The organism is Granulicella aggregans, from assembly GCF_014203275.1.
Classification (GTDB): domain Bacteria; phylum Acidobacteriota; class Terriglobia; order Terriglobales; family Acidobacteriaceae; genus Edaphobacter.
Genome location: NZ_JACHIP010000002.1, coordinates 389,795 through 402,600, shown reverse-complemented (window position 1 = coordinate 402,600; position 12,806 = coordinate 389,795). Strand labels below are relative to the sequence as shown.

General features: G+C 60.7%; 9 protein-coding genes. 7 read left to right on the top strand and 2 right to left on the bottom strand.

The features are described 5' to 3' along the window. Window positions 1-45 precede the first annotated feature (45 nt). From HDF16_RS07105 to HDF16_RS07075, 7 genes are all read left to right on the top strand, one after another. Window positions 46-2,853, top strand: coding sequence for a hybrid sensor histidine kinase/response regulator (locus HDF16_RS07105; protein WP_184214913.1), 2,808 nt, complete (start codon window positions 46-48; stop codon window positions 2,851-2,853). Next, entirely contained in the window at window positions 2,850-3,296 is a 447-nt protein-coding gene (locus HDF16_RS07100) for a chemotaxis protein CheW (RefSeq protein ID WP_184214911.1), read from the top strand. The genes HDF16_RS07105 and HDF16_RS07100 overlap by 4 nt, the downstream gene beginning before the upstream one ends. A 47-nt stretch (window positions 3,297-3,343) precedes the next feature. Beyond that, a complete protein-coding gene (locus HDF16_RS07095; RefSeq protein ID WP_184214909.1) occupies window positions 3,344-5,500 on the top strand; it encodes a methyl-accepting chemotaxis protein in 2,157 nt (718 codons plus the stop codon). Window positions 5,501-5,557: 57 nt separating this feature from the next. Beyond that, window positions 5,558-5,938, top strand: coding sequence for a response regulator (locus HDF16_RS07090; RefSeq protein ID WP_184214907.1), 381 nt, complete (start codon window positions 5,558-5,560; stop codon window positions 5,936-5,938). Window positions 5,939-6,014: 76 nt separating this feature from the next. Further along, complete coding sequence (locus tag HDF16_RS07085; RefSeq protein ID WP_221312581.1) at window positions 6,015-7,100, top strand: protein-glutamate methylesterase/protein-glutamine glutaminase; 1,086 nt, start codon at window positions 6,015-6,017, stop codon at window positions 7,098-7,100. Further along, window positions 7,097-7,969 (top strand): CheR family methyltransferase, encoded by an 873-nt coding sequence (locus HDF16_RS07080; RefSeq protein ID WP_184214905.1) that lies wholly within the window; start codon window positions 7,097-7,099, stop codon window positions 7,967-7,969. Before HDF16_RS07085 ends, HDF16_RS07080 begins: the two co-directional genes overlap by 4 nt. 9 nt (window positions 7,970-7,978) lie before the next feature. Next, window positions 7,979-8,473, top strand: coding sequence for a chemotaxis protein CheX (locus HDF16_RS07075; RefSeq protein ID WP_184214904.1), 495 nt, complete (start codon window positions 7,979-7,981; stop codon window positions 8,471-8,473). Window positions 8,474-8,697: 224 nt separating this feature from the next. Here HDF16_RS07075 and HDF16_RS07070 read toward each other — a convergent pair whose 3' ends face one another. Together HDF16_RS07070 and HDF16_RS07065 are read right to left on the bottom strand one after the other, a co-directional pair. Continuing rightward, the gene (locus HDF16_RS07070) at window positions 8,698-12,054 is read right to left on the bottom strand and encodes a carboxypeptidase regulatory-like domain-containing protein (RefSeq protein WP_184214902.1); all 3,357 of its coding nucleotides are present in this window, start codon (window positions 12,052-12,054) and stop codon (window positions 8,698-8,700) included. 199 nt (window positions 12,055-12,253) lie between these two features. Continuing rightward, a complete protein-coding gene (locus HDF16_RS07065; RefSeq protein WP_348641261.1) occupies window positions 12,254-12,781 on the bottom strand; it encodes a helix-turn-helix transcriptional regulator in 528 nt (175 codons plus the stop codon). Window positions 12,782-12,806: the final 25 nt, after the last annotated feature.

The window sequence follows — 12,806 nt, the reverse complement described above, 5'->3', positions numbered from 1 at the left end:
TTCGTTCCTGTCCGATAAAGGCATGTGAGAAGAGGTCTGCCCGGTATGGATGTGAACGAACAAGAGGAACGGGACGAAGACATTCGCCAATTCCTCATCGAGAGCAACGAGAATCTCGCCACGCTCGATGACGAGATCGTCAAACTCGAAAAGACACCCGAGAATAACGCCCTTATCTCCAGCGTCTTTCGCACGATCCATACCATCAAGGGGACGTGCGGCTTCTTCGGCTTCGACCTGCTCAGCGCGACCGCTCACATTACGGAGAACATCCTCGCCCAGGCCCGCGCGGGGCAGCGTACGCTCACGCCCGACGTCATCTCGCTCATCCTCGAAGCGGTCGACAAGATCAAGATACTGCTGGTCAACATTGAGCAGACCGGCGTCGAAGGCGACGTCGACTGCGCCGAACTCATAGGCCGCCTCGAGATCGCGCACGACTCCTGCGGCGCGGAAGCGGCACATGCTGCCCCTGCGCCGCCCGCGCCGGTTGCCGCTGTCCCTTCGCCAGTGGTGGAAGTCCCAGTTGCAACAGCTCCGCTTCCGCCCGCCGCGCCAACACCCGCTCCGGTCCCTGTAGCCGCGCCGCCCGCTCCTGTTCCAGTAGCCGTAGCGCCTCCGCCGCCCGTGCAGGCTGCGCCACCACCACTGGCTCCCGTCGCCGCTGCGCCCATTCCAGCACCGCCGCCTCCACCCGCCACGCCCGCTGCCCCTGCGAAGGCCCCTGCCGCATCTACCGACTCCACCATCCGTGTCGACGTCGGCCTGCTCGACAAGTTGATGAATCTGGTCGGCGAACTCGTCCTCGCCCGCAACCAGCTCCTGCAGAACTCCAGCACCCAGAGCATGTCGCTGCAGAAGACCACCCAGCGCCTGAACCTCATCACCAGCGAGTTGCAGGAAGGCGTGATGAAGACGCGCATGCAGCCTATAGGCGTTGTCTGGAATAAGCTGCCGCGTGTCGTGCGCGACCTCGCTTCGCAGGTGGGTAAGCAGATCTCCATCGAGATGATCGGTGCGGACACCGAACTCGACAAGACCATCATCGAGGCCATCAAGGATCCGCTCACACACATCGTCCGCAACTCCTGCGACCACGGCGTGGAGAACCCCGCGACCCGCACCGGCAAGGGCAAAGATCCCGAAGGCCGCCTGCTTCTGCGCGCCTTCCACGAAGGCGGCGTCGTCAACATCGAGATCACCGACGACGGCGCAGGCATCGACCCCAACAAGATGCGCACCAAGGCCATCGAGAAGGGCCTCATCACCGAAGAGCAGGCCGCTCAGATGAACGACCAGTCGGCACGCGAACTCATCTTCGCTCCCGGCTTCTCCACCGCGGAGAAGGTGACAAGCATCTCAGGCCGCGGTGTCGGCATGGATGTAGTCAAGACCAACATCGAGAAGATCGGCGGCAATGTCGAGATCCTCGAAGGCAAGCCCTATGGCACGACCATCCGCATCCGTATCCCACTCACACTCGCGATCATCCCCGGCCTCATCGTCTCGCTCACGCCGAAGGTGGTAGCTTCCTCGAACGGCTCGCATGTTGCGCCAACCCGTGACGAACGCTTCGTCGTTCCCCAGGCGAATCTACTCGAGTTAGTCCGTCTGGAGGGAGTCAAGATCGAAGAGCGCATCAAGAGTCTGCACGGCACTCCCATCTTCCACTATCGCGGCCAGCTACTTCCGCTCGTCTATCTTCGTCGCATTCTCGGCAAGTCCATGCCGGAAGGCGAACCGGAGGCCGTCAGCATCGTCGTCCTGCAGGCGGAGAACCGCAGCCTTGGCCTCGTCGTCGATGCCATCCACGACACGCAGGAGATCGTCGTCAAGCCGCTTGGCCGTCAGTTGAAGGGCCTCGATTGCTACCTCGGCGGCACCATCATGGGCGATGGCCTTCCCGCCCTCATCCTCGATGTCGCGGGCCTTGCGCGGCTCGCGAATCTCCAAGGCCGCAACTCCTCAGCCACGGTCGACTCCTCCCGCTCCGGCCCGCAGCAGGCCGCGCTGCCCACCAAGATGCTGCTGCTCTTCCGTGCCGGGAACTTCCACCGCATCGCCGTCCCGCTGCCGCTGGTTGCTCGTCTCGAGAAGATCCCCACCAACACGGTCGAACGCGCCGCCGGCCAATCCGTGCTGCACTATCGCGGCGACATCCTCCCACTCGTCGATCTCGCCTCCGTGCTCGAACCCGGCTCCGGCCACGACGCCTTCGCCGAAGAGATCATCCAGCTCATCGTCTTCACCGATGGCGCACGCCGCATCGGTGTCATCGTCGACCAGATCGTCGACATCGTCGACGAAGCCGTCACCGTCCGTCGCGGCGCTGCTGCTCCAGGCTTGCTAGGTTCCGCAGTCATCGGCGGCAAGATCACGGACCTCCTCGACCTCCACGCCGTCGTCAGCGCCGGGGGAGGGAACTGGCTCAACTCCGACGACATCGGCTCGCAAGGCCACACCATACTTCTGCTCGACTCCTGCCTGCCCGCACGCGAGATGATCGCCGAATACCTTGGCGCCTCGGGCTTCGATGTTACCTCCGCGAACTCTGTAGGGGACGCGATGCCACGCATCCGCCAATCCAGCTTCGACATCGTCATCGCCGCAGTGCCGGAAGGTCGTTCCGGCTTCGACACGCTCAAGGCGCTTCGCCGCGACAAGCAGTTCGACCGCACACCCATTCTCGGCCTGGTCGATCACCCCGAGCAGTTGGACGCATACGTTCCCGACGGCCTCTCCTACGACGCCCGCATCATGCGCTCGAACCGTGAGGACCTGCTCGCATCCATCTCGTCGCTCGTCCGCCCCAGCGGCCACTATCACCAGGCAATGTACGAGGAGGCGGCATGACCCCATCGACTGAAGACTCCCGCCAATATGCAACCTTCCGCGTTGCAGATTTATTCCTCGGTGTTGAGGTGTTGAAGGTGCAGGAGCTCATCCGCCGCCAGGAGATGAGCCCCGTTCCGCTCGCGCCGCGCGCCATCGAAGGCCTCATCAATCTACGCGGTCAGATCGTCATCGCCATCGATACGCGCCGCAGCCTCGGTCTGCCGGCCGCCGAAGGCGAAGACACACGCGTCAACATCGCCATTCGCTCCGGCGACTCCGTCATCAGCCTGCTCGTCGACGAGGTCTGCGACGTCATCGATCTTCCCCTCTCTGCCCGCGCTCCCGTACCGGAGAACATGCCCTACGAACAGCGCCAGATGATCGAATGCGTCTTCCGCACCAAGGACGAGTTGATGCTCGTCCTCGATACCGCCAACGTCTTTGAGAACGCCTGCAGTTAGACCCAAATTCTGATTCAAGTTTGAAACACGGAGAGGACCAAGCCATCATGGAAACAAATCTTGAAAACGTACACGAAGATCTAGCAGCGCAGCAGGTTGAAAACCCGATTGACCTGGTGCGTCAGCTCGCCGCCGTCGCTCGCACCCAGTCCGTCGTTGAGCTTGATCTCGACGGAAAGATTCTCTTTGCGAACGATGTCTTCGCAAAATTGCTATGCTCCTCTCCCGAAGCGCTCGCAGGTTCGATGCACAGTGCTCTCCTTCGCCCCGCAGAGCAGCGCTCAGCCGAGTACCGGCAGTTGTGGGATAACCTGCGCCAGGGCAAGCTTCACAGCGGCACCTATAGACTCCTCGCCGGAGATGGCTCGCCTGTCTGGCTTGAGGGCTCCTTCAATCCCATCGCTGGTTCAGCGGGCAAGTCAAACCGCATCGTCATGTTCGCCCACGACATCACAGAGGTGGAACTGGAGCGGCAGAACTTTAGCGCCATCTTCGCCACTGTCAACCGGATGAACATGTTCGCAGAGTTCACCCCGGAGGGCATCATCCTCAGCGCGAACGAGAACTTCTGCAAGGCCTTCGAGTACGAGGCCTCCGACATCATCGGGCAGAATCTCTCGAGGTTCAACTTTGCCGACCCCACCAGCCAGGAGGAGTTTAGCGAACTGTGGGGCACCGTTCTCGGAGGCCGCCATAAGAACCAGGCGTTCAAACGCAAGTCGAAGGATGGTCGCGTCATCTGGGTCGGTGGCACCTTCGCTCCGGTGCTCGACGACAAGGGCAGCGTGGTTAAGATCATCTGCATCACCAGCGAGATCACCCAGCGCATCGTCGATGAAGAGAACCGCAACCGCCAGTTGAACGAGACCAAAAACACCAAGGCGATGATCGAGTTCACCAACGAGGGCGTCATCCTCGATGCCAACGAGAACTTCTGCCATGTGTTGGGCTACACCCTGTCGGAGATCAAGGGCAAGCATCACAGGATCTTCGTCGACCCCCAATACGCCGCGAGCCGCGAGTACGTCCAGTTCTGGGAGGACTTGAACCGCGGCACCTTCCAGACCTCAGAGTTCCGGCGCATCGACAAGAGCGGTAAGGATGTCTGGATCCAGGCGACTTACAGCCCGCTCTTCGACATCAACGGCAAGGTAGACCGCGTCACCAAGCTGGCCAGCGATATCACCGCTCAGGTGCAGGCCAAGGCCAATGCAGAACTTGCGGAGACACGAGAGAAAGCGTCGACGCAGGAACTCCGCCAGAAGGTCGAATCGCTGCTGGTCGTCGTCGCCGCAACGGCGAATGGCGATCTCACCCAGACCGTCACGGTCACCGGTGAAGATTCCATCGGCCAGCTTGCGGCCGGTCTCACCAAGCTCATTACCGATCTCCGCTCCAGCATCTCCGGCATCGGACAAACAGCGAGCGCCCTCTCCGCAGCCTCGTCACAACTGCTCAAGATTAGCCAGCAGGTACTCACCAACTCCGACGGATCCTTGCAAAAGGCCAAGACCGTTTCCATGAACAGCGAACAGGTCTCCGCCAACGTCTCGATCGTCGCGGCCAGCTCGGAAGAGATGCTCGCTTCCATCCGCGAGATTTCGAAGAGCGCATCCGGTGCATCGCGCATCGCCCGCACCGCAGTGAGCATGGCCGACGAGACGACCCAGACCATCGGCAAGCTCGGCGTATCCAGCCAGGAGATCGGCAAGGTCATCAAGGTCATCACGTCGATCGCGCAGCAGACCAACCTGCTGGCTTTGAACGCGACGATTGAAGCGGCGCGCGCTGGTGAAGCAGGCAAGGGCTTCGCGGTCGTTGCCAACGAGGTCAAGGAACTCGCGAAAGAAACAGCACGCGCCACCGGCGAGATCAGCCTGAAGATCGAAGCCATCCAGAACGACACCAAGGCAGCGGTCAAGGCTATCGGAGACGTCAGCTCCATCATCAACGAGGTCAACGATATCTCCGGAACCATCGCCTCGGCCGTTGAAGAGCAGACCGCGACCACGAACGAGATCGGTCGCAACGTGACCGATGCTGCAAGAGGCACCGGCGACATCGCCCGCAACATCACCCTGGTTGCGGAGTCGGCGGAGTCCACCACCGCCGGGGCGCGCGATACCGAGACAGCCGCCAAGGAACTCACCGAGATGGCCAACCAGCTTCAGGTGCTCGTACAGCGCTTCCGCATCGCCGCATAACGATCAGACACTCCCTCCCGCACCGTGCGGGAGGGTCGCCAACCGAAGGGAACCGCCATGAAGAAGGCACTCGTCGTCGATGATTCACGGGCCATCCGCACCATGCTCTCGCGCATCCTCGTCCGCTATGGCTTCGAGGTCGCGCAGGCCGGTGACGGATCGGAGGCCCTGGTCGTGCTGGAACAACACCACGGAGACTTCGACCTGCTCTGCGTCGACTACAACATGCCCGTGATGAACGGTCTCGAGCTGCTGAGCGAGATGCGCGAGCAGCCACGCTTCGACGACATCCCCATCATGATGGTCACCACCGAAACGCAGATTGACTTCATCACATCAGCCCTCGCGCTCGGAGCCAACGAGTATGTCATGAAGCCCTTCACCGACGTCATGGTCCTCGAAAAGCTGCAGACCCTCGGCCTCGTTCCTTACGAATGAAAATCTCTCCGCACCCAGATCGCAATTCGCCACGGATCAGCCAAATCGCCAACGGCAGAAAGGAACTGCAGCCTTCATGACCATGCTTCTAGAAAGCAGCAACTCACAGGCGACCAAGATCCGCGTCCTCGTCGTGGACGACTCCAGCCTCATCCGCCGGATGGTCTCGCGCATCTTCGAGAGCGACCCTGAGATTGTCCTCACCGGCACCGCGCGCAACGGCATCGACGCCCTGAGCAAGCTCGGCGAGATGAATCCGGATGTAGTCACGCTCGACGTAGAGATGCCCGAGATGGACGGCCTCGAGACCCTTCGCGCGATCTCGAAGACCTATCCCGCAATCCGCGTCATCATGCTTAGCAGCCTTACGGAGCGCGGCACCAGCACCACACTCGACGCCCTGATGAACGGCGCAAGCGACTACGTCACCAAGCCTATGCAGGGCACGGAGTCGGCCTACGAGCAGCTCGCGGTGCAGCTTCTCTCAAAGGTCAAACAACTCTTTCCGAAGTTGAACTCCAACAAGCTCGCGGCAAGCGTGGCCCGCGCCAATGCCATCTCTTCCGCACCCGCTGTCTCGCATCCTCCGGCGGAGATCTGTTGTATCGGCGTCTCTACCGGCGGCCCCAGCGCGCTCTACGATATCTGGAGCCAGTTCCCGAAGAACTTTCCTCTGCCCGTCGTCCTCGTGCAGCATATGCCGGCCATGTTCACCCAGATGCTGGCGGACCGGCTGCACAGCGTCGGCTCCATCCCCGTCGTCGAAGGCACGGAAGGTATGATGCTGATGCCAGGCCAGGCCGTCATCGCTCCCGGCGGCTTCCACATGCGTGTTGCACGCCAGGGTCGCGAGCTCATCGTGACGCTCGACGAAGGCCCCAAGGAGAACTCCTGCCGCCCCGCCGTCGACGTCCTCTTCCGCTCCATCGTGGAAGTCCTCGGAGGCCGCGCCATCGCCGCAATCCTCACCGGCATGGGGCAGGATGGCCTGCTCGGCGTGCAAGCGCTCAAAGCCAAGGGTGCTGTCATCCTTGCGCAGGACGAGGCCACGAGCGTCGTCTGGGGCATGCCCGGCGCAGTCGTCGCTGCCAAGGCCGCGGACCACGTTCTTCCACTCGACAGAATTGTTCCCGAGATCCTAAAGAGCATTCGATACCGATGACGAATCCAAACCCCATATCGCGCCTCGAATACCCTGGTTCCCAGGGAGCCAACGCTGCGCCGCTTATCTCGCCGCGCAACTACACCTTCCTGCAGACCTACATCTATCGCGAGTCCGGCATCGTCCTCGACGACGACAAGCAGTACCTCTTCGAGAGCCGACTGCGTCCTATCGTCATTCGCGAAGGTCTCGCAAGCATTGATGCCCTCTGCGACCTCGTAGCCACAGGCCGCTCGCCCGCGCTTGCCACCCGCGTCATCGATGCGATGACGACCAACGAGACGCTCTTCTTCCGCGATACAGCCATCTTCGAGGTCATGAAGACGACCGTCCTTCCGGAGTTGATCGCCGCTGCCGGTTCACGCAAACTTCGCATCTGGTCGGCCGCGTCCTCCACCGGGCAGGAGGCCTACAGCCTCGCCATCACGCTGCTCGAAGCACGCATCGATCCCAGCCGGGTGGAGATCATCGGCACCGACCTCTGCGAACAGGTCGTCGAGCGCGCCGCAACAGGGAAGTATGTTCAGTTCGAAGTTGGCCGCGGCATGCCCATACTTCTCCTAATGAAGTACTTCACCAAGGTCGGCCTTGACTGGCAGATCAAGCCCGAAGTCCGCAACATGGTCCACTTCCAAAAGTTGGACCTCAGAGGAAGCTTCGCCGCGCTCGGAAAATTCGACCTTGTTCTTTGCCGGAACGTGCTCATCTACTTCGACGCCACGACCAAGGAACAGATCATCGCCTCCATCGCCAAGACCATCCTGCCTGGAGGCATGCTCGTCCTTGGCTGCGCGGAAACACTCATCAGCGTCGATCACAAGTACGAGCGTAAGGTCTTCGGTCACTCCACCTTTTACGCCGTTCGATAGGACAAACCCATGCTTGCCGAACTCCTCACTCCCGAAAACATCGACGTTCAGATCTCGGTTGCGCAGCAGGCCTTTACCGTCCTGGCCGACATCGAAGTCTTTCCCGTTCCGCCAGCCCCCGAGCTAGTGATTCTCGATCCCAACGAGATCGCCGACATCCGCGCCACCATCTGCTACATGGGCGAGTCCGAAGGGAGCATCCGCATCGAGTGCAGCCCCTCTATCGCCTTCGCCTTCACCGAGCGCATGACCGGCGCTGAACTACCGCAGGCCTTCAACGAAGACGTCCGCGACGCCATCGGCGAGCTGATCAACACCATCGGCGGCAACCTCAAAGGCCTGCTGCCGGCGGGCACGCGCATCAACACGCCGCTGGTCTTCCCCCAGCCTGCGGACAAACTCCATCACCATCAGCCGGAGCCGCAGCTAAGCTGTCTCAACTTCAACTCGCAGTTCGGCCCGTTCAGAATTGTGTTGCTCGATACGCTACCCGACGCGGCGTAGGACGAACGGCAACGACGAAGCCATGTGCCCCATTCATCGCAGTCTCATGGCGATGAATGGGAATTCGTGCTAAGCGCGAACCGCTTTAGCCTCCCCATCACCACAGACCTGTCATCCTGAGCGAAGGCCCTTGCAGTATCACCGCAAGGGCCGCAGTCGAAGGAACCCGAGGGATCTGATCCTGCCAGTACCGCTCGAATCTTTCGGCCAATGAATCGCTTTGCCTACCGGCTAATCCGAAGCGCCAACTGCAACACCCTCTGCTCTGTCGTCGTAGTGGTAATGCTGCCAAACGCTGCCGCCCCAAAGCTTCCATTCGGCTGCGAGAACGCAGGCGTATTCGTCACGTTGAACAACTCCGCGCGAAACTCTACGTCGTTCTTCTCCATCACCTTCGTGTGCTTCACTAGGGCCATGTCGAGATCGCGAAACGCCGGTCCACGTACCGGATTTCTCGACGCATTTCCCAGCGTGAACGTGGGTGCTGCCGCAAACGCAGCCGTATTGAAGTAGTGCGCGGGCGTCCGCAGGCCGGGGCTCAGCGAAGAGTTCGCGATGATGTTCGGGCGCTGCAGCGAGAGGCCGGCGAAGGCATTGTTGTTGGTCGCCTGCGTCACCGTCACCGGCATGCCCGACTGAATCGAAGCGATCCCATTCACCGCCCATCCACCTGCAATCACGCTCGCGATGCCGTGCGATGCAAAGCTGTGTCCGCGTCCCGCTGGCAGATCATACGTCGCCGCAAGCGAGGTAACGTTCGGCATGTCGCCATTTGAAGAGTCCCGCTCAAGTCCGGGCCGGAAGCTGTCCGCCGCAATCAGGCTGCTCGAGTTCGGCGACGACAGCACGGTCGACGAGAACACCGAAGAAGCATCGTCGATCAGCTTGGATTTTGTGTATGCCGCAAGGAAGTAAAGCCCACGCGTGACGCGCTGCTCCACCTTCACTTCAAGGGCGTTGTAGTTCGTTGTGCCGCTGTTATTGCGATACGTCGCCACGTTCTGGAAGCGGGGATACGGCTTCAGCAACTGAGCCGCTGCAACGGTCTTGGTGCCGATCGGACTCGAGTTCGGAATCTGTCCGTAGTACGGATTGGTGACCTTGCCGGTTAGTGCTGTCGGGTTCGTCAATCCCACTGCAAGCTGCGCGGCAGTCAATTGATTCAGGTTTGCATCCGGAATTCCAACATGCACGATGTGCGATCCGACATACGCGATATCGACCGATAGATTATTCGTAATCTGCCGCTGTACCGCGAGGTTCCATTGCTGCACGTATCCCGATCCAGCGGCGCGCTTCGCCGTGTAAACGCTCTGCCCAAGACCCGCATCTGCTTTCAACGAGATCGGTGCCACGGTCGGTCCGCTCGCAAGCGCGAATGCTGAGTTGATGCTGTCCTGCGTCTTCTGCTGCACGTTCTGGATGAACGGGAACTGCGGCAGCGTAAACGGTGTCGTGATGCCCGACTGGTCGATGAAGACAATGCCAAATCCCGAACGCACTACGGTCTTCGGCGTCAGCAGATAGGTGAAGCCGAGCCGAGGTGCGACGTTGTCGTAGTGAAGTTCACGCGCGCTCTTCGAGTTGCCATCGACGCCCGCATAGTCCAGTTGCTGCGTCGCAAGATTGAAGACCGCGCCCTGGTTGCTCTTCTCGGTCGAAGGCGAATGCAGCGTCCAGCGTGCTCCGATGTTCAGCGTCAGCTTGTCGGTCGCGCGCCAGTCGTCCTGAATGAAGTACTCCTGGATGTGGTCGCGTGGGCGCAGGATCGATGTCTGTAGATCGATCGAGAAAGTATCGACCTGGCCTAGCAGGAAGCTCGCCAGCGCGTTGCCTCCGGTAGTCGTCGTCGCTGCCGCAGTCTGCGTGTTCGTTCCAGTCGTGGTGAACGCAAACGAGCCCGTCGGGCTCGGCGGAGCGACTGCATTCAACTGGTAGAAACGTACGTCCGCGCCGCCCTTGATGGAGTGCCGGCCGAACGTGTAATTCAAAGTCTCTTCGAACTGCCACACGCCCGTCTGGTACTGCGAGAACGTGCTCGCGGTCGATCCAATCTGCTGGAAGCCAGTAATTGTGAACAGCGGGAGCGCATTGTTGAACGCGGCGTTCGTCGGGATACCCGGAATGTTTAGCGCCGACGATGCCGTATCGCCAAGCGTCGGCCCAACGATATTGTTGCTGCGCCGCGTATAGCCAACATGAACATCGTTCAGCAGATGTGCATTGAAGGTATGCGTCTCATCGAACACCGCTTGCTGGCCGAGCACATTCGACAGCCCGGCGACGTTGCCCGTGCCGATGATGCCTCCAAGTACCGTCCCACCGCTCCCCGGCAGAGAAGTAATCGGCAGTTCCACATCACTGAAGTAGGAGTACCGCCCAAACGCACGGTCCCTCGTCTTGTACGCGCCATCCACGCGGAAGTCGAACTGGTTCTGGTGGTCGGCATCGTTGGCCGTGCGCGTGTAGTTGTTAGCCGCGCCAGACTTCGTCGGCGCCGGGAAGCGGTTCAGCAGCGCGAGCGCAACCGGATCGAATGGCGTAGTAATTACGTCGTTCGCAAACTCCTGCCGGATGTACTTGCCGTTCACCGTCTGCGTCGTCGCTGGGTCATAGATCTTCGACACCCCGGTGAAGATACCCTGCCGTTCGAGCAGCGTTGGCACGGTCGAAGTGGCCGGTTTTCCGATCAACTGCTTGATGCCCTGATAGTCCCCGAAGAAGAACAGATGATTGCGCAGCACCGGCCCGCCAAGAGTCCCGCCATAAAGGTTGCGGCGATACTCCGGCTTCGCTCCGGTCGTCGCAAAGTAGTTGCGCGAGTTCAAATCTTCATTGCGGAAGAACTCAAACAAGCTCCCATGAAACTCATTGCCGCCCGCCCGTGTCGCCACGTTCACCACGCCGCCATTTAACCGGCCAAACTCGGCAGGCACGTTGTCCGCCTCGACCGTGAACTCCGCAATGTCATCGACGATGGGGAAGAACGCAACCTGCCCCGGCTCAGGCTGCAGCGCGGAGATGCCGTCGTAAAGATACTCGTTGGTCCGCGGACGTCCACCGTTGATGCGCGGGAGCACTGTGCCCGGCGGCAGTGCCACACCAGGTGCCAGTGTCGTCAGGTTGATGAAGTTTCGGCTATTCAGCGGCAGGCCCACAACCGTGCTTCCCGCGATATGAGTCTCAATGTCGCTCTCCACCGACTGCATTAGCGGAGCATCCGCCGTCACGCTCACCGTCCGATTGTCGCTTCCCACCGTCAGCATCAACGTCACGTCAGCAGTCTGCCCAACCATCGCCGTAATTCCACTGCGGGTCAGGTGTTCGAATCCAGCCGCGTTGACATCAATCCGATACTCGCCCGGCGTGATCTGCGAGAACAAGTAGTCGCCCGAGGACGAACTCACGGTCTGCTGCGCTACATTAGTCGAGGCCTGGGTCAACGTCACCTGCGCGTTCGGCACTGCCGCTCCTGAAGGATCGACGACTCTGCCTTGCAGCCTGGCTGCAATCTGCGCAAACGCGGACGAAGAGACGATAACCAGCAAAAGAGCGACAAGGAAGATATTTCTAGATTTCACGCAGGAATCTCCGGGAATTGCGGCAGCACGCGGCAAGCGGTATGGAAGGGAAGATGGCCGGACAGGCAGCTTTCGTTCGACGCTGGTCTGAGGAACCTGGCCTGTAGGGCGTCCTAACGAAAATATACGTTTCAATACGTGTAGTCAATCAGTGAGACGCAGCTCTGCCGAGCGAGGTTACAGCCTCTTATGCTGGGTTTTATTCGGCGTCCAACCGCTCCACCATCACGTCCGTCGACTTGATCAACGCCGCCGCGCTGTCGCCTTTTTTGAGGCGAAGCTCCCTCACCGCACTTGCCGTGATGATCGCCGTGATCTGAGTGTCCCCTGCGCCGATCACGACCTCCGCCAGCAGGCCCTCAACGCGAACGCTGAGCACCTTGCCGCAGATCTGGTTCCTTCCGCTCACCCTGCGGAAACGAGCCCGCGACTCAGCCTCCGGCTTCAGACTGTCCTTCGCCAACAGCGGCTTCAACGCACTCTCTGCAATCCGGTGGTGTCCGCCGGGCGTCTGTACGGTAGGCAGTTTACCGTTCAGGATCCACTGCTTGATCGTCGGATAGCTGATGCCCAGCATCCGTGCTGCTTCGCGAGGTGTAAGCATCGGTGTCAGGGTCGCCATGGACGCAACTGTACCAGCGCCGTGCCCTCCTCGCAAAAGCCCGGCGTTCGCCGCGTTCCCTCCGCCTGACTGGCGCGCAAGAAACGAATTGGCGTTTGCGCTCACTGCTATACTGCGCGCAATTCCGGAA

Excerpts from the sequence above, each read along its gene's own strand:
- HDF16_RS07105 (WP_184214913.1), top strand. The coding sequence starts at position 46 with ATGGATGTGAACGAACAAGAGGAACGGGACGAAGACATTCGCCAATTC.
- HDF16_RS07100 (WP_184214911.1), top strand. The coding sequence starts at position 2,850 with ATGACCCCATCGACTGAAGACTCCCGCCAATATGCAACCTTCCGCGTT.
- HDF16_RS07095 (WP_184214909.1), top strand. The coding sequence starts at position 3,344 with ATGGAAACAAATCTTGAAAACGTACACGAAGATCTAGCAGCGCAGCAG.
- HDF16_RS07090 (WP_184214907.1), top strand. The coding sequence starts at position 5,558 with ATGAAGAAGGCACTCGTCGTCGATGATTCACGGGCCATCCGCACCATG.
- HDF16_RS07085 (WP_221312581.1), top strand. The coding sequence starts at position 6,015 with ATGACCATGCTTCTAGAAAGCAGCAACTCACAGGCGACCAAGATCCGC.
- HDF16_RS07080 (WP_184214905.1), top strand. The coding sequence starts at position 7,097 with ATGACGAATCCAAACCCCATATCGCGCCTCGAATACCCTGGTTCCCAG.
- HDF16_RS07075 (WP_184214904.1), top strand. The coding sequence starts at position 7,979 with ATGCTTGCCGAACTCCTCACTCCCGAAAACATCGACGTTCAGATCTCG.